Source organism: Candidatus Delongbacteria bacterium (assembly GCA_041675285.1).
Taxonomy (GTDB): Bacteria; CAIWAD01; CAIWAD01; order CAIWAD01; family CAIWAD01; genus CAIWAD01.
This window is the reverse complement of the sequence record JBAYTZ010000003.1, coordinates 99171-115813: the sequence shown is the minus strand read 5'-3', so window position 1 is coordinate 115813 and position 16643 is coordinate 99171. Positions and strand designations below refer to the sequence as shown.

Annotated in this window: 13 protein-coding genes; 4 read left to right on the top strand and 9 right to left on the bottom strand. The window is 65.6% G+C overall.

Annotation, left to right across the window (positions count from 1 at the left end; genetic code table 11):
• Positions 1-70: 70 nt before the first annotated feature.
• From WC326_04020 to WC326_04000, 5 genes are all read right to left on the bottom strand, one after another.
• On the bottom strand, positions 71-571 hold the full coding sequence (locus WC326_04020; protein ID MFA7330221.1) for a pyridoxamine 5'-phosphate oxidase family protein: 501 nt from the start codon (positions 569-571) through the stop codon (positions 71-73).
• Between the two features lie 81 nt (positions 572-652).
• The gene (locus tag WC326_04015; GenBank protein MFA7330220.1) at positions 653-1054 is read right to left on the bottom strand and encodes an RNA-binding protein; all 402 of its coding nucleotides are present in this window, start codon (positions 1052-1054) and stop codon (positions 653-655) included.
• Positions 1055-1463: 409 nt separating this feature from the next.
• The gene (locus tag WC326_04010; protein MFA7330219.1) at positions 1464-3239 is read right to left on the bottom strand and encodes a redoxin domain-containing protein; all 1776 of its coding nucleotides are present in this window, start codon (positions 3237-3239) and stop codon (positions 1464-1466) included.
• Between the two features lie 195 nt (positions 3240-3434).
• Positions 3435-5012 (bottom strand): T9SS type A sorting domain-containing protein, encoded by a 1578-nt coding sequence (locus WC326_04005; protein MFA7330218.1) that lies wholly within the window; start codon positions 5010-5012, stop codon positions 3435-3437.
• A gap of 24 nt (positions 5013-5036) precedes the next feature.
• Complete coding sequence (locus tag WC326_04000) at positions 5037-5216, bottom strand: hypothetical protein (GenBank protein ID MFA7330217.1); 180 nt, start codon at positions 5214-5216, stop codon at positions 5037-5039.
• Positions 5217-5625: 409 nt separating this feature from the next.
• On the opposite strand from WC326_04000, the gene WC326_03995 reads away from it, so the two are divergent.
• Positions 5626-5970 (top strand): hypothetical protein, encoded by a 345-nt coding sequence (locus WC326_03995; protein ID MFA7330216.1) that lies wholly within the window; start codon positions 5626-5628, stop codon positions 5968-5970.
• 37 nt (positions 5971-6007) lie between these two features.
• Here the strand turns inward: WC326_03995 and WC326_03990 are convergent, their stop codons facing one another.
• The 3 genes from WC326_03990 to WC326_03980 form a co-directional block, all read right to left on the bottom strand.
• The gene (locus WC326_03990) at positions 6008-7519 is read right to left on the bottom strand and encodes a hypothetical protein (GenBank protein ID MFA7330215.1); all 1512 of its coding nucleotides are present in this window, start codon (positions 7517-7519) and stop codon (positions 6008-6010) included.
• A 24-nt stretch (positions 7520-7543) separates the two neighbouring features.
• Positions 7544-7732 (bottom strand): hypothetical protein, encoded by a 189-nt coding sequence (locus WC326_03985; protein ID MFA7330214.1) that lies wholly within the window; start codon positions 7730-7732, stop codon positions 7544-7546.
• A 125-nt stretch (positions 7733-7857) separates the two neighbouring features.
• The gene (locus tag WC326_03980) at positions 7858-8541 is read right to left on the bottom strand and encodes an SDR family NAD(P)-dependent oxidoreductase (GenBank protein MFA7330213.1); all 684 of its coding nucleotides are present in this window, start codon (positions 8539-8541) and stop codon (positions 7858-7860) included.
• 256 nt (positions 8542-8797) lie between these two features.
• On the opposite strand from WC326_03980, the gene WC326_03975 reads away from it, so the two are divergent.
• From WC326_03975 to WC326_03965, 3 genes are all read left to right on the top strand, one after another.
• Positions 8798-11077 (top strand): hypothetical protein, encoded by a 2280-nt coding sequence (locus WC326_03975; protein ID MFA7330212.1) that lies wholly within the window; start codon positions 8798-8800, stop codon positions 11075-11077.
• Between the two features lie 217 nt (positions 11078-11294).
• Positions 11295-12251, top strand: a complete 957-nt coding sequence (locus WC326_03970; GenBank protein ID MFA7330211.1) for an aldo/keto reductase — start codon at positions 11295-11297, stop codon at positions 12249-12251.
• A 93-nt stretch (positions 12252-12344) separates the two neighbouring features.
• Positions 12345-12761 (top strand): GxxExxY protein, encoded by a 417-nt coding sequence (locus WC326_03965; protein MFA7330210.1) that lies wholly within the window; start codon positions 12345-12347, stop codon positions 12759-12761.
• Between the two features lie 680 nt (positions 12762-13441).
• On the opposite strand, the gene ppdK is transcribed toward WC326_03965, so the two are convergent.
• Positions 13442-16342, bottom strand: coding sequence for a pyruvate, phosphate dikinase (gene ppdK / locus WC326_03960; GenBank protein ID MFA7330209.1), 2901 nt, complete (start codon positions 16340-16342; stop codon positions 13442-13444).
• Positions 16343-16643 lie beyond the last annotated feature (301 nt).

Here is a 16643-nt window from a genome sequence, read left to right as displayed (position 1 = left end):
GCAGTGGTCCACACAGCCTGGCTGGAATTGCGTTGCAAGCTAAGGAAGGGGCTGCGTCCCGGCCAAGGCTTCAGTCCTCTTCCGGCTTGCCCGGCGCCCGCTTGCCCGTCAGGGATTCGATCTCCAGCGCCCAGACGCGGGTGCGCGCCAGCACGGCCGGGGCATAGGGCCAGTCCGCGCGGCCGGAATAGTGCCGCATGATCTCGTCCAGACCCTGTTTGCGCCCCGCCTCGTCCAGCAGCTCCACCAGCCGGCCGTAACCGATCACGCTGGCGTAGGCGACGCCCCAGGCGCAGCCACGCTCGGGGTGCTCCACCACGCGCGGCTCCTCCTCCACCTCGAAGCAGACCCGCGGATTGTGCGCCACGAAGTCCAGTTTGCGCCCGCTCAGGGCCGTGTGGAAGTAGAGGCGCCGGCCGTCGTAGCCGAAGGAGAGCGGCACCAGATAGGGCTCGTCGTCCCACGCCAGCGCCAGCCGGCAGACCCCGGCCGCGTGGAGCAGTTCGTCCAGTTCGCGCCGCTCGAGGATCTCGCGATCCTGGCGCCGCATCCCGCCCGGTTCCGCTGTCATTACGTCTCTCCTGAAAATGAAAACCCCAGCTTCCGATCCGGCGAAAGCTGGGGTTCTTGTGTTCAGCCGAAGACGGAGGAACTAGAAGCGACGGTTGCCGCCGCCACCACCGTAACCGCCGCCACCACCGCTGCCGCCGCGGTTGCCGCCGCCGCCGCCGCCGAAGCCGCCGCGACCGCCGCCACCACCGCCGCCGAAGCCGCCGCCGCCACCGCTACGCGGACGGGCACCCTCTTCGCGGGGGCGAGCCTCGTTCACGGTGAGCGCGCGACCGTTGATCTCCTTGCCGTTCAGCGCGGAGATGGCAGCCTGGGCTTCGTTGTCATTATTCATTTCCACAAAGCCAAAGCCCTTGGAACGACCCGTTTCGCGATCCATGATCACGGTGGCGGAACTGACCTGCCCGTACGGGCTGAACAGCTCCTCAAGGTCCTGGTTGGCCATGGCGAAGTTCAAGTTGCCGACGTACAACTTCTTGCTCATCGAAAGAGACTCCTGTTGGAAGAAGAACTGTGAGGAACCACGCCGTGCCTTGAACTTGTCAGACCGGAGCTGCCTCGTTTTGCATCAAGCCGCCGATTTCGCCCATCTCGCAACCGCCCGCAGACCCCTCGAGGGCCGGATTCTCCTCAGCGGATCTGCATGCCGAGCAAGACTGTGCGCAATCAGCGACGCGGGAATGTAACGCTCAACTGCTGGGATTCCAGTCCGTTTTTTCATTCTCATTCAAAATGTTCCAGGGACCATCCGCTGCCTGCACATCTTGCCAATCGGGGGGGCGCGGAGGACGCGGCACGGAGACAGAAGAGCCTCCGGCGGGGAGCCGGCTGCACAGAAAATGAAATCCCCGGCCCGCGAGCGGACCGGGGATTGGGTCGCCAGTGGATCGGGATCACTTCACCAGCATCAGCTTGTGGGTGTCGCGGGCCTGGCCGTTCACGCTCAAGCGGGCCAGGTAGAGGCCGCTGGCCAGGTCGGAGGCGTCCAGCAGCAGGCTGTGCTCGCCGGCCGGCCGCGCGCCCGGCACCAGGCGCCGCACTTCCTGCCCCAGCACGTTGAACAGGGAGACGCTGACGTCGCCGGCCGCCTCCAGCCGGTAGTCCAGCCGGGTGACGGGGTTGAAGGGGTTGGGCGTGGCGCCCAGGATGCGGAAGCCGCTGGCCACCAGCGGGGCGGGCTCGTCCACCGCCACCTCGCCGAAGTAGGCCAGGGCGTGCTCCAGGAAGCCCTGGACCGTCACCGAGCCGGGGGCCGACGTGTGCACGCGGTTGGCCTCCACCGGGAAGCCGCAGAAGATGGCCTGGCGGCCGGCCGCCGTGGTGTAGACGGCCGCCGGCGCGTTGCCCGCCTGGGTCCACGTGGCGAAGACCGTGCTGCTGCCGTCGCTGGCCAGGACGTCGGGATCCTCGTTGTTGTTGGCGGCCTGGTTGCCGGAGATGACCATCGCCGCGCCGCCGAAGTAGGGATCGCCGGCGGGGCAGGACATCAGGAAGATGTTCCCGCCGTCGTCGTCGGCCACCGTCACGCCGAAGACCTCCTGGAGGAAGTCCAGCCGCGCGGGGTTGTCCGACAGGTACTGGCTGGAGAGCAGCAGCTGGCCGCCCGCGTCCACGAAGGCGCGCAGGCCGGCTTCCTCGTCGTCGCTCATGTCCGTCTCATTGACGCCGCCCAGCCAGATGATCCGCGTGTAGCGGCCCATCTCCGTGCCGGTCAGGGCGCCGGCGGCCGTCCACAGGTCGGACTCCATCCCCAAGGCGGTCAGGGCCGTCTGCACGAAGCTCTCGTTGTCGTCCGTTGCGCCGTCGCTGTCCACCAGCAGCAGGTTGGGGCGGCCCATGCGCTGTTCGTGGAGCATCTCGCCCGTGGCCGTGCCGCCGGCGTAGGGCGCGCTGTAGGAGAAAGTGAAGGTGGCCCAGTGCGGCGTGATCCCGTCCGCCACGGTGAAGGCGAAGCTGCCGGCGCCGGCCACGGTCTCGCCCGGGTCGGCGGCGGGATAGCTCACGGTGCCGTTGGTGATGGTCACGGCGGGGTCGTCGCAGCTCAGGGTCACCGTGCAGGCCGTGGCGGGCACGGCGATGGGGCTGTTGCGCACGTCCACCACGAACTGGACAGACTCGCCGGCGTCGGGCCGGCCGTCGCCGTTGTCGTCACCCGTGACGCTCAACCCCTGGAGGGCGAAGACCGGGTGGTCGATGCTCATGTTGGCTTCGATGAGCGCGTGCAGGGTGCCGGGGTTGTAGCCGGAGCCGGCGTAGAGGATTTCCCCCTCGGTGTCCAGCAGGCAGTTGTAGGGAATGTAGCCGTCGCCGTAGTCGCTGTAGAGGTCGTCGCAGCCCACCAGCACGGGGAAGGTCACGCCCAGCGCGTCCCAGTGGTTGTGCAGGGCCTGGGCCGTGATGCCGTCCGTGTCGATGTGCACGATGGCGAAGCCCGCCGGGTCGTAGGTCTCGTAGAATTCGGACTGCAGCTCGGGCATTTCATCGTTGCAGGGCCCGCACCAAGTGGCGCCGAAATTGAGCAGCACGACCTTGCCCAGATTGTCCGCCAGGTTCCAGGTGTTGCCGTTCCAATCCGTGCAGGTGAAGTCGGGGGGAACGACGCCCACCGCGTATTCGGCCCGGGCCACGCCCAGCAGCCCGAACAGTCCAACCAATAACAGGCGCTTCATGGGGAATCCTTCCGCTTGCGCTGATCGTCAACTGATTTTGTTAGGGACGTTCGTAGACCCGTTCAGTTGAAGATCCTAATCCAGCGGGGCATTCCTCAAGAGAAAAAGTGCAAAGAGAAAACGCGCTCCGGACTCCCTGTGAGGGAATCCGGAGGCGTTTTCTGAGGGTTGGCTAGTGAAGTTCGCTGGTGAAAACTACTTGACCAGCATCACCTTCATCGCGTCCTGGGGCTGTCCGTCCACGAACAGGCGGATCAGGTAGAGGCCGCTGGCCAGATCGCGGGCTTCCACCGTGGCCTGGTGGATGCCGGCGGCGCGGGGGCCGGCGCCGAAGCTGCGGACTGCCTGGCCCTGCAGGTTGAACAGGCCCAGCTCCACGTCACCCGCCCGACCCAGCTGGAATTCCACGCTGGTGGTGGGATTGAAGGGGTTGGGCGCTGCGCTCAGCAGGCGGAAGTCGCTCACCTGCACGGGGGTCGGCTCGTCCATCGAGACTTCGCCGAAGTAGGCCAGCGCCCGCTCCAGGAAGCCCTGGACCGTCACCGAGCCGGGGGCCGAGCTGTGCACGCGGTTGGCCTCCACCGGGAAGCCGCAGAAGATGGCCTTGTGGCCCGGGGTCGTGGTGTAGACCGCCGCCGGCGCATTGGCCGCCTGGTTCCAAGTGGCGAAGACCGTGGTGCTGCCGTCGCTGGCCAGGATGTCGGGATCCTCGTTGTTGTTGGCGGCCTGGTTGCCGGAAATGACCATGGCCGCGCCGCCGAAGTAGGGATCGCCGGCCGGGCAGGACATCAGGAAGATGGTGCCGCCGTCGTCGTCGGCCACCGTCACGCCGAACACGTCCTGGAGGAAGTCCAGCCGGTCGGGGTTGTCCGACAGGTACTGGCTGGAGAGCAGCAGCTGGCCGCCCGCGTCCACGAAGGCGCGCAGGCCGGCTTCCTCGCCGTCGCTCATGTCCGTCTCATTGACGCCGCCCAGCCAGATGACCCGCGGGTAGCGGCCGAGCTCAGCGCCCGTCAGCGTGCCGGCGGCCGACCACACGTCGGATTCCATGCCGAGGGCCAGCAGGGCCGTCTGCACGAAGGTCTCGTTGTCGTCCTGGCCGCCGTCGCTGTCCACCAGCAGGAGGTTCGGCCGGCCCATGCGCTGGACGTGCTCGAAGGAGCCCGTCTGCGTGCCGCCGGCGTAGGTGGCCGAGTAGTTGAAGGTGAAAGTGGCCCAGTGCGGCGTGATGCCCGCGGCCACCGTGAACGCGAAGGCGCTGCCGCCGGTCACCACCTCGCCGGGATTGGCGGCCGGGTAGCTCACCGTGGCGTTGGTGATGGTGACTTCGGGGTCGCTGCAGGTCATGGTCACCGTGCAGCCCGTGGCCGGCACGGCGATGGGGCTGTTGCGCACGTCCACCACGAACTCGACACTCTCGCCGGCATCGGGCCGGCCGTCGGCGTTGTCATCCCCAGTCACCGTCAGCTCATGGATGGCGAAGACGGGGAAGTCCACCGCCATGTATTGCTCGATGATGGCGTGCATGGCCGCGTCATCGAAACCGCTCGACGTGTACCGCACCACGCCTTCGGTGTCGAGGATGGCGTTGTAGGGGATGTAGCCGTCGCCGAAGTCGCCGTAGACGTCGCCGCAACCCACCAGCACGGGGAAGGTGGGATCGTGGACGTCCCAGTGGGCGTGCAGGGCGGCGGCGCTGATGTTGTCGGTGTCGACGTGGACGATTTCCACCGCGGCGGGATCGTAGACTTCTTCGAAATCGGATTGAATCACCGGAAACTCGGTGTTACAACCCGGTCACCACGTGGCGCCGAAGTTGAGCACGACGACCTTGCCACGGAAGGACTCCAGGTTCCAGCTGCCCCCGTTCCAGTCGTCGCAGGTGAAGTCCGCGGGCACGTCGCCCACGTTGTACTGCGCCTGTGCGACCAGAGCGAGACCCAGCGTGGCCAATCCAACGGCCAGCTTGTGTTTCATATGCACGTCTCCCGATGTTCGGCCCCGCAGCGCGCGAGGCGGATGGCTGATGGCTGAAGCTTGAAACGGCCGTCGTCGCCGGTCTCGGCAAGGCCCAGACCCGAGCGGGACAGCCCATTGGTTGGCGAAGGGAAGAGCGGAAGGTGCAGGGGATGGGAGCGATTCCGGGACCCCGGAATCACCCGCGTTCAGCCCGCCTGGGCGGGGCGCAGCATGCCGAACCGGATGCGCGAGTGATTCACAAAACCCCCCTGGTTCCAAAGGCGAACGAAAATAGGGCTGAGCAGGGGCGGCTCCAAGCTCTTTCCCATGATCCTGTTAAAAAAACTTGTTGGTGGGGCTGGATTGGCGATCCATGTCCCACCCCCCCTGCTTCTTGTCCCCCGTTCAAAACAGGGGAGAGACCACGATGAACACCAAGAACCTGAAGCCGTTGATGATCAGCTTTCAGCGCAACGTCGGGGAGTTGCGTCTGCTGGGGCTGGTGGCCTGGGGCGGCGTCTGTCTGGACGTGAACGGTCTGCGGGCCCGGGATCTGGCCAGCCGGCTGGGCGCGTCCAAACTCTGGCTGGAGACCCTGCTGGAGGTCGTCTCGCAGTCCGGCACGCGCCACGTGGTGCTGGTGGATCCGGACTTCTCCGTCTTCCTGGGTCAGCCGGCGGAGCTGGAAGGCCGGCTGCGCCGCTGGGCCGAAAGCCAGGGCGTGCTGCTCACCAGCCTGCAGACCCGCGCCCTGGGCTCCATGGCCGCCTGAGTCCGGCCGCCCCGGAGCCCGCCTGGGCCGGGCTCCCTCAGTGCTGGCTGCGCACTTGGTAGAAAGCCCGGCCCGGTTCGCCGGCCGGCAGCGGCACCGAGGTGGCGCTGGTCTCCAGCAAGGGCAGCTCCGGGAAGGTCCAGGGCTCCGCGGACTGGTAGACGCGATAACTACCGGCGTTGGCCACGGGCGACCAGGACAACTGGCAGCCGCCCGAGGCGCACTCCAGCCGCAAGTCCGTGACGGGAGCCAGCGGCTGGGGCGGATTGGCGGCGTGGAACGCGAACACCCGCTGCAGGAAGGTGGAGAGGGTCACCGAGTTGGGCCGCGAGGAGTGGATGCGCAGGGCCTCGATGGGGAAGCCGCAGTAGACCATGTTGTAGCCGCCCTGGATGCGATAGGCCGCCGCCTGGGCCAGCGCGCCCTGGGTCCAGGTGGCCAGCAGTTGGCCCTCGGGCAGCACGGACAGGTTGTCCGGCTGCAGACAGTTGCCCGCGCCCGGCGCGCCCGTCAGCACGAAGCTCATGTCGCCGAACCAGGGGTCCACGGCCGGCGTCGTGGCCAGGAACAGGATGCCCGGCGCGGTGGCCAAGGTCTGCACGCCGCAGCGCTGGGCCAGCCCGCTGTTGAGCGGCTCGCTGGAGGCGTACTGGCTGGACAGGAGCAGCAGGCCGCCGCGGTCCAGGAAGGCGGTCAGCGCCGCGCGCTCCGCCGGGTTGATGTCCGGGTCGCGCCGGCCGCCCAGCCAGATGAGCTGGTCGTAGGCCAGGACCTCCGCCACGGGCAGGTCGCCGTCGGCCTCCGGCGTCCACATGTCGTAATCCAGTCCCAAGCCGCCGAGAGCCGTCTGGATGAAGGTCTCGTTGTCGTCCAGGCTGCCGTCGGAATCCACCACCAGAAGGTCCGGCCGAGCGATGCGCCGGGAGCTGCCCAAGGTCTGCGTCCAGGTGCCGCCGGCGTGGGTAGCCGTGATGGTGAAGTGGAAATTGGCCCAGTGGGGCAGCGCGTCCGCCGCGACGCTGAACTGGAATTCCTGCCCGCTGAAGGCGGACTCCCCCGGGGCCAGCCCGGGCAGCGTGGCGGCGGTCTGGGTTTCCGTCAGCGCGCCGTCGTCGGTGCTGAAGACCACGCTGATGCCGGTGGCGGCCTGGGCGTTGATGCTGTTCTGCAGACGCACGCGGAAGTTCACCGTCTCGCCCGGATCGGGCCGGCCGTCGCCGTTGTCATCGCCCAAAAGGTCGAACTCCGCCAGTTCGAAGAAGGGGTGCGCCATGTTCATGTTCTGCTGGATCACGGCGTGCAGGGCGGACTCGCTGAAGCCCGCAGCCATGTAGCGCACGACGCCGTCGGGATCGAGGATCACGTTGTAGGGGATGTAGCCGTTGCCGTACTGGCTGTAGATCGAACCGCAGCCCACCAGCACGGGGAAGCTGGGATTGTCGGGATCCCAGTGGGAGTGCAGGATGCTAGCGGTGGCGTTGTCCGTGTCGATGTGGACGACTTCGAAGGACGACGAGCTGTAGGAAGCCTCGAAATTGGTCTGCAACACCGGAAACTCGGCGTTACAGGAGGGTCACCACGTGGCGCCGAAGTTGAGCAGGACGACCTTGCCGCGCTGGGCGTAGAGGTTCCAGCTCTGGCCGTTCCAGTCCGTGCAGGTGAAGTCGGTGGGCGTGCTCCCCACGGTCCAGACGGCACCCGCGGGTCCGCCCAGAGACAACAACATGGCGAGCAGCGCAAGCGGGCGGTGCGAAAGATTCACGATGGCTCCTGGGTGCTTGGTTGGACTGCGCTCAACATGCCTTCCGCAAAGCTGCCGAACAACAGAATTGAGCCGGGCGGCGAGAAAAGTGGCCGCCCGGAACCGCCGGGTTGCCGTCGCCGCGGCTACCAGGCCAGCGACTCTTCGTCGCGGAAGAAGCCGCCCGTGGGGCCGTCGTCGGGCAGCAGGGCCAGCCGCACCAGCCCGCGCGCGCCCTCTTCCGGGCTGCGGGCGGCGTCGGCCCCGCCCATCCGGGTGCGCACCCAGCCCGGGCTGACAGCGTTGACCTTGACCGTCTCCGGCAGCTCGCGGGCCAGGCTGAGGGTCAGGGCGTTGAGCGCCGCCTTGCTGACGCTGTAGGCCGCCGGCCCCGTCAGGCCCTGGGCGAAGGAGCCGTAGCCCGAGGAGACGTTTACCACCCGGCCCCAGCCGGCCTCCACCATGCCGGGCAGGAAGGCTCGGCAGCAACGCAGGGCGCCCAGCAGATTGACCTGGACGGCCTCCAGCCACTCGTCCTCGGCCAGCTCCAGCGCGCCGCCACGGGCCAGGACGGCGGCGTTGTTCACCAGGATGTCCACCCGCAGGTGGCGCAGCTGCAGCAGTTGCCGGCAAGTGAGGATGGAGGCCGGGTCGGCCACGTCCAGTTCCAGGCATTCCACCAGCCCGGCGGCAGCCAGTTCGCGGGCCGCTTCGGCGCCCGCTTCGTAGTTCCGGCTGCCCAGCAGAACGTGGACGCCCTGCCCGGCCAGTTGGCGGCAGACCTCCAGCCCGATGCCGCGATTGCCGCCCGTGACCAGTGCCGTGCGCATGATGCCCCTTTCCTTTCAACAATGGACCAAAACGTGGCGCGGCGGACCCAGCCGGACCCGGCGCCCATGCCCGAAATCGTACACCCCTGTCCATGTTAAACGTATGACTGTCAAAGTCGATCTGCCACGCGTACTGATTTAAATGCAAGGAGGCTTCACGCCACCACAAGATGGAGAGGCTACCCCTCATTCAGGGCCATCCCGCCGTTGGCACTCCGCTTGCCTAGCTGGACCACAATAACCGAAAAGGACCATCATGACAAGGCATTGGATCAGCGGATTGTGGCTGCTTTGCACCGTGCTGCTGGGTGGGCCGGCGGCCCGGGCGGATGTGCGCATCGGTTTCGGGGAGACGGCGCCATCCTTCTACCCCATCGACACCTACTACTCGGATTCACGCTTCCAATTCATCATTCCCAAGGAGGAACTGCGGCTGGAGTCCGGCGAATCGATCAGCTCGCTCTCGCTTTACCTGGACAGCTCGGTCGGGTACTCCGTCGATCAACTGTTCATCCGGCTGAAGAACGCCACCCAGACGGATCTGGACAGCATGAATCTGTCCCGCTTCGTCAACGGGGGCCTGACCCTGTGCCGCCAGTCCGTCGCCGTCATCCCCAACACTCCGGGCTGGGTGCTCTTCAGCTTCTCCAACAACCACAGCTTCGACAGCAGCCGGGACCTGCTGGTAGATCTGGTGATGAACAAGTCCGTGCAGGGCAACGACAGCTACTGGAGCACCGTGGCCACCACCGAACCCTGCCTGCGCACCGGCATCTACAACAGCACGCCTTCATTCAACCTGCTGGGCACGAATGTCGGGGTTGTCTTTTCCCGGCGGCCCCTGGTCAAGCTGGGCGGCGCCAAACGCCGCATGCCCGCGCTGGTGGCCAACGCGTCCCAGCTGGTGGATCCCGACGGACTCCTCCACGCGGACTGGAAGGTCAGCGGCCGGCGCACCACTATCCTGCCCGGCGTGACGCTGAACTTCGCCGCGGGCTACGGCCTGCAGGTGTACGACGACTTCCGCGCCATCGGCAGCGAAGCCGACAGCATCCGCTTCACCGGCGTGAATTGGACCGGCATTTATGCGGCGCCGGAATCCGACGCCCAAGTGGAGCTGAGTCACTGCGTGGTGGAACACACCCGAACCGGAGTCAACGGGCTGACCATCTACGGCGGCGCCACCGGCGGGCGCCACAGCCTCCACCACCTGCGGGTCCGCGATTGCCCGGGGGCAGTGGGCCTGTCGCTCAGCTACTCGCCGCTGGACCTGTCCCACATCCGGGTGGAGGGCTGCGCGACCGGACTCTACCTCTATGGGAATTCGGGCACGATGGAGGATCTGGAACTGGTGGGCAACGGCCTGGGCCTGCGGCTGTGGTCGCTGGGTTGGGACGGCCCCGCGCTCATGCGCCGAGTGCTGATCAGTGAAAGCCCCCTGCAAGCCCTGTCGGCCCAGACCTGCACGATGACGCTGGAGGATTTCACCCTGCGGGACAACGCGGGCACCGCGCTGCACGTGAGCGGGGCCTCCAGCCTGGAGCTGGTGAATTGCGTGCTGGACAACCCGGCGACGCCCGCCGAGGTGCAGGCCGAGAGCGGCTCCTTCGTCGCGCTGACCTACGGCGTGCTGCCCGGCGGCGCCGCTCGCTGCACGCAGGACGGCTTGTCCCAGGTGGTGCTCGGCGCGGGCCTGCTGGACGCGGATCCCCTGCTGGACGCCCAGCACCGGCCGCTGGCGGGTTCGCCGGTGATCGACGCGGGCAGCCTGCTCAGCGCCGCCGACCCGGACCTGACGCCGGCGGACATCGGCTACCACTACTACGACCAGAGCGCGCCCGTGGCCAGCGCCGCCGTGGACGTGCCCGAGGATCAGGGCGGACGCCTGCAACTGGTGTGGAATGCCTCCAGCATGGATCTGGCCCAGGCTAACGGCGACTGGTTCTACAGCCTCTGGCGGCTGGACACGCTGTTCAGCGCCGCGGCCGGAGCCCCTGCCGCCCTGCCGGTGGTACACACGCGCAGTCAAGCCGAGGCGGCGATGGAGACGGGCGCGGCCTTCACCTGGGAGCGCGACGGCAGCGCCTGGAGCTGGCTGGGCAGCCTGCCCGCCGCCCGCCACGCCCAGTACGCCCAAGTGGTGGAGACGCTGGCGGACCGCCTGGACGGCCAGCCCTGGCCCACGCAGCTGAAAGTCCTCTGGCACGCCGGCGCCGTGCTCAGCGAAAGCGAAGTGCTGACCGGCACCAGCCTGGACAACGTGCCGCCCGACGCGCCGCAGCTGCTGGCCACGCTTGCCCAACCGGCGGAGGGCCTGCTCCTCGGCTGGCAACCGGTGACCACCGGCACCGTGAACGGCCAGCACCTGCCCGAGCGCAACGGCGTGCGCTACCACGTCTACGAGATCCCCACGCCCTGGGCGCCGGCCAGCGCCGGCACCCTGCTGGGCACAACCAGTGAGCCGCTGTTCCTGCTGCCCCAGCCGGTGGGCAACGAGAAGCGCTTCTACCGGGTGCGCGCCGACGACCAGTTCTAAGCGGGGACGACACCCGTCACCACCCATCAGCATCTGCACGCCCCGGGCCGCGAGGTCCGGGGCGTTTTCATTGACGTTCACCTGGCAAGATTCCGTACACATGGCCGAAAACCCCATCATCAGCCAACACTGCCTCCTATCTTACCCACCAGCCAGTTGAACAGCTCCTTTCGATGCTCGTGGGGAGCCCGGGATCTAATCAATGCGAGTTGCAGCCATGAGACACCACGCGTTAGGTCACAGCGAGTTGACGATTTCCGCCATCGGCTTGGGCTGCATGGGGATGTCGGACTTCTACGGCGGCGGGCAGGAGGACGAGTCCATCGCTACCCTGCAGCGGGCGCTGGAACTGGGCGTCAACTTCTTCGACACCGCCGACATGTACGGCCCCTGGACCAATGAGCGGTTGGTGGGGCGGGCCCTGGCGGGGCGGCGGGACGCGGCGGTGATCGCCACCAAGTTCGGCGTCATGCGCAGCGAGCAGGGCGGATTCCTGGGCATCAGCGGGCGGCCCGACTACGTGCGCGCGGCCTGTGACGCGTCGCTTCAGCGGCTGGGGCTGGAGCACATCGACCTGTACTATCAGCACCGGGTGGATCCGCAGGTCCCCATCGAGGAGACCGTGGGCGCCATGGCCGAACTGGTGCAGGCGGGCAAAGTCCGCTATCTGGGGCTGTCGGAAGCCGAGCCGGAGCAGGTGCGGCGGGCCCACGCGGTGCATCCCATCAGCGCGCTCCAAACCGAGTATTCGCTCTGGAGCCGCGAGCCCGAGCGCGGAATCCTGGCCACGACCCGCGAGCTGGGGATCAGTTTTGTCGCCTACAGTCCGCTGGGGCGCGGCTTCCTGACCGGGCAGATCCAGCGCTTCGAAGACCTGGCCGCGGATGACTGGCGGCGGACCAATCCGCGCTTCAAGGGCGAGAATTTCGGCAAGAACCTGGAGCTGGTGGAACGCATCAGCGAGATCGCCCGGGACAAGCAAATCACGCCCTCCCAGTTGGCGCTGGCTTGGGTGTTGGCCCAGGGCGAAGACATCGTCGCCATTCCGGGGACGAAGCGGCGCAGCTACCTGGAGCAGAACCTGGGTGCGCTGGAAGTGACCCTGACGGCGGAGGACCTCGCCCGCATCGATGCGGCTTTCCCCATGGATGCGGCGGTGGGGACCCGCTACTGACAGCTGTCGGGGTTCCCGTACACTGGGCGGAAATCCACTCCACCGACCGCCACAAGTACTTGTGGAAGCCCTGCTGTTGCGCCAAGCTCCCCCATGCACACGGCGAATCAATCTGATCTGCTGGACAACCCACGCGCGCGGGATTTGGAGGTCCAGCACCTATGCGATCGGGTTCGCGAGGCTGCCTATGCCCTGCACAGGTACCTGGGCCATGGGCACCTGGAAAAGGTCTACCAACATGGCCTGGAGCACCGACTCTCCATGCTGGGGCTACAGGTGGAAGCCCAAGTACCCTTGCAGGTACTGGATGAGGATGGAACTGTCCTGGGCGAGTACTTTGCCGATCTGGTGATTGAAGGTGGGCTGCTGATCGAGCTGAAGGCGGTTAGGAACCTGAACAACGATCACATCGGACAAGTCATCGGTTACCTTAGAGCGGCCCGAAGACGGCACGCGCTGTTGATCAATTTTGGTGGCCCCAGGTTCGAAATCCGCAAGCTCATCTGGTGACATCTCCAGGCAACCACAACTCAATCCACATAAATCATAAAGAAGAATTTAACCACAAAAACACAAATGACACAAATCAGATTTTATTACGAATTATTCAACTCACACCCTATCTCTAATTTGTCATTCTAACTGAATTTCAAGAAAATCTTGTTTGATTCTTACAAAACATAATGAAACTCTAATTCATGAAAATGTAATAAATAGTAAGTTGGTACAATGGTCGGATATTTGTCTGCTGCCATCAACTCACTTTCAATTGTCATAATTAAAGCGAGATTATAAATCGCGTTTCAATTTGTATTTTTATTGATTCTCCTATTTGTGGTCTTTGTGTTTTTGTGGTTATATCCCTTCTGGAACTTGCCCGCCATTTATCATCCAGTATTAAGAAAATCGTGTTTGATTCTTACAAAACAATATAAGACACTAACCATGAATACAAAACAGATAAAAATCTGATAAGATAGTCAGATGTCTTTCCCATGTTGTCAGCTTGCTATCAATTTTATAGTTTTTTTCTACCTTATACGACCAAGTCTCCATCTTGTGCCATTATTGATTCTCTTATTTGTGATCCTTGTGTTTTTGTGGTTAAATCTCTTCCGATGTCTTTGTGGTTCAACGCAGAACGGGCCGCCTTGCGGCGACCCGTTCCCATAAATGGCTGGATTCGGCGCTTACTTGGCCTTCTTTGCCGGCGCCTTCTTCGCCACCGGCTTGGCGGCCTTCGGGGCCACCTTCGGCGCAACCTTCTTCGCGACAGGCTTCACCGCCGGCTTCGCAACCTTGGCCACCTTCTTCGCAACGGCCTTCTTGGCCGGAGCCTTCTTGGCGGGCGGGTTCTGCTTCAGCTCGGCGATGGCGGCCGCCAGGCGGGCGATGGGCACCCGGAAGGGGCTGCAGCTGACGTAATTCAAGCCCAGCTTGTTGCAGAACTCGATGGAAGCCGGGTCGCCGCCGTGCTCGCCGCAGATGCCCAGCTTGATGCCCGGGCGCGCGGCGCTGCCGTCAGCGCAGGCGATCTGCATCAACCGGCCGATGCCCGTGGTGTCCAGAGTCTCGAAGGGATTGTATTCCAGCACGCCGCGCTCCGCGTAATCCTTCAGGAAGACGCCGGCGTCGTCGCGGCTGATGCCCATGCCCATCTGGGTGAGGTCGTTGGTGCCGAAGCTGAAGAACTCGGCCACGGTGGCGATCTCGCCGGCGGTGAGCGCGGCGCGCGGCACTTCGATCATCGTGCCGATGAGGTAGGGGAACTTCACCTTGGCCTTGGCGACGATCTCCTCGGCGATGGCGCGCACGCGGCCGGCCTGGTCCACCAGCTCGCTCTTGTGGCCCACCAGCGGGATCATCACCTCGGGATGGACCTTGACGCCCTTGGCGGCCACGGTGGCCGCGGCCTCGAAGATCGCGCGGGCCTGCATCTCGGTGATCTCGGGATAGGTGATGCCCAGGCGGCAGCCGCGATGGCCCAGCATGGGGTTGCTCTCGTGCAGGGCGTGCACCTTGGCCTTCACCTGCTCCACGCTCAGGCCCATGCGCTCGCCGATCTCCTTCTGGGAGGCCTCGTCGTTGGGCAGGAACTCGTGCAGCGGCGGATCCAGCGTGCGGATGGTGACGGGACGCTCGCCCATGGCCAGGAAGATGCCCTCGAAATCCTTGCGCTGCATGGGCAGCAGCTTCTTCAGCGCGGCCTTGCGGCCGGCCTCGCTGCCGGAGAGGATCATTTCGCGCACAGCGCTGATCTTCTCGTTGTTCGAGCCTTCACCGAAGAACATGTGCTCCGTGCGGCAGAGGCCGATGCCCTCGGCGCCGAAGGCCACGGCGGACTGGGCCTGATCCGGCTGGTCGGCGTTGGTGCGCACCTTGAGGCGGCGATACTGGTCGGCCCAGCTCATGATCTGCAGATAATTCTGGTAGACGCGGCCCTTGCTGGCGGCGGCCATCAGCTTCTTCTGCTCGGGCTTGGAGAGCTTGGGATTGGGCAGCAGGGCCTGGATCACTTCGGAGTCGCTGGTGGCCACGGCGCCGGCGATCACTTCGCCCGTGGTGCCGTCGATGGAGAGCCAGTCGCCTTCCTTCAGCGTGAAGCCCTTCACTTTCATGGTGCCGGCCACGTAGTCGATGTCCAGCGCGCCGCAGCCGGCCACGCAGACCTTGCCCATCTGGCGGGCGACCAGCGCGGCGTGGCTGGTGGCGCCGCCGCGGGCCGTCAGGATGCCCACCGCCGCCTGCATGCCGGCGATGTCCTCCGGGCTGGTTTCCACGCGGGTGAGGACCACCTTGTCCTTGGCGGCCAGTTCCATGGCGCGCTCGGGCGTGAAGGCGATGCGGCCGCAGGCGGCGCCCGGACCGGCGTTCAGCCCCTTGGCCAGCAGCCGACCCTCGGCGATGGCCTTCTTCTTGTCCTTCAGGTCGAAAATCGGCTGGAGGATCTGGTTCAGCTGGTCGGCCTTCAGGCGCAGCAGGGCCTCGCGCGGATTGATCAAGCCCTCGCGGACCATGTCCACGGCGATGTTGATGGCTGCGAACCCGGTGCGCTTGCCGTTGCGGGTCTGGAGCATCCACAGCTTGCCTTCCTGGACGGTGAACTCCAGGTCCTGCATGTCGCGGTAGTGCTTCTCCAGCTTCTGGTAGATGGCCGTCAGCTGGGCGTAGACCTTGGGCATGTCCTTGTCGAGCTGGGAAATGGGCAGCGGCGTGCGCACGCCGGCCACCACGTCCTCGCCCTGGGCGTTGATCAGGTACTCGCCGAAGAAGACGCGCTCGCCGGTGGCCGGATCCCGCGTGAAGGCCACGCCCGTGCCGCTGTTGTCGCCCATGTTGCCGTAGACCATGGACTGCACGTTGACGGCCGTGCCCCACTCGTGGGGGATGCCGTTCATCTTGCGATACTCGTAGGCGCGGCGGTTGTGCCAGCTGTCGAACACGGCCTTGATGGCGCCCCAGAGCTGCGCGCGGGGATCGTCCGGGAAGGCCTTGCCCGTGGCCTTGAGGATGGCGGCCTTGAACTGGCCGACCAGGTCCTTCCAATCCTCGGCGGTGAGTTCGTTGTCGAACTTGACCTTGCGCTGCTCCTTCTTCTTCTCCAGCAGGACCTCGAAGGGATCGCGGTGGGTCTTGTGATCCTCGGGCATGCCCATCACCACGTCGCCGTACATGCTGACGAAGCGGCGGTAGCTGTCCCAGGCGAAGCGCGGGTTGCCCGTGCGGGCGGCCAGCGCCTCCACGGTCTTGTCGTTGAGGCCCAGGTTGAGGATGGTGTCCATCATGCCGGGCATGCTGTCGCGCGCGCCGGAACGCACGGAGACCAGCAGCGGGTTCTTGGCATCGCCGAACACGGCGCCCATGGCCTGCTCGACCTTTTTCAGGTTGGCGTAGACTTCGCTCACCAGCCACTTGGGGGCCTGGACGTCCGTCTTCTCGAAGAGCTTGCAGACCTCGGTGGAGATCGTGAAGCCCGCGGGGACGGGCACGCCGATGCGGTTCATCTCCGCCAGGTTGGCGCCCTTGCCGCCCAGGATTTCCTTCATGCCGGCGTTGCCATCGGCTTTGCCGTCGCCAAAGAAATAGACCATCTGCTTGCTTGCCACGAACGGTTCTCCTCGTGTCTTGACCGTTTTCGCGCACCCGGGAGATTTCCCTTGCGCGTTTGCTGTGCAAATGTAGGGAAAAACCGGCCAGCCCCAAGGCGCCTCAAGGACTTCGGGGCGGCGTCCGGACTCGCGCGGCGCACCGCCTGAGCTTCATGCCAGTCTAACAGACCCAGCTCCGCGAGCCCGTCCTGAGAGCAGAAGCCCCCGTGGGTCGGGGGCTTCTGCGCAGTGGCGATTCCAAACCAGCCGGTGCCGTCCATCGGCACAGCACAATCCCGCTCAG

Coding starts and splice junctions, on each gene's coding strand:
- WC326_03970 (MFA7330211.1), top strand. CDS start 11,295: ATGAGACACCACGCGTTAGGTCACAGCGAGTTGACGATTTCCGCCATC.
- WC326_04015 (MFA7330220.1), bottom strand. CDS start 1,054: ATGAGCAAGAAGTTGTACGTCGGCAACTTGAACTTCGCCATGGCCAAC.
- WC326_04020 (MFA7330221.1), bottom strand. CDS start 571: ATGACAGCGGAACCGGGCGGGATGCGGCGCCAGGATCGCGAGATCCTC.
- WC326_04000 (MFA7330217.1), bottom strand. CDS start 5,216: ATGAAACACAAGCTGGCCGTTGGATTGGCCACGCTGGGTCTCGCTCTG.
- WC326_03975 (MFA7330212.1), top strand. CDS start 8,798: ATGACAAGGCATTGGATCAGCGGATTGTGGCTGCTTTGCACCGTGCTG.
- ppdK (MFA7330209.1), bottom strand. CDS start 16,342: ATGGTCTATTTCTTTGGCGACGGCAAAGCCGATGGCAACGCCGGCATG.
- WC326_03965 (MFA7330210.1), top strand. CDS start 12,345: ATGCACACGGCGAATCAATCTGATCTGCTGGACAACCCACGCGCGCGG.
- WC326_03980 (MFA7330213.1), bottom strand. CDS start 8,541: ATGCGCACGGCACTGGTCACGGGCGGCAATCGCGGCATCGGGCTGGAG.
- WC326_04010 (MFA7330219.1), bottom strand. CDS start 3,239: ATGAAGCGCCTGTTATTGGTTGGACTGTTCGGGCTGCTGGGCGTGGCC.
- WC326_03995 (MFA7330216.1), top strand. CDS start 5,626: ATGAACACCAAGAACCTGAAGCCGTTGATGATCAGCTTTCAGCGCAAC.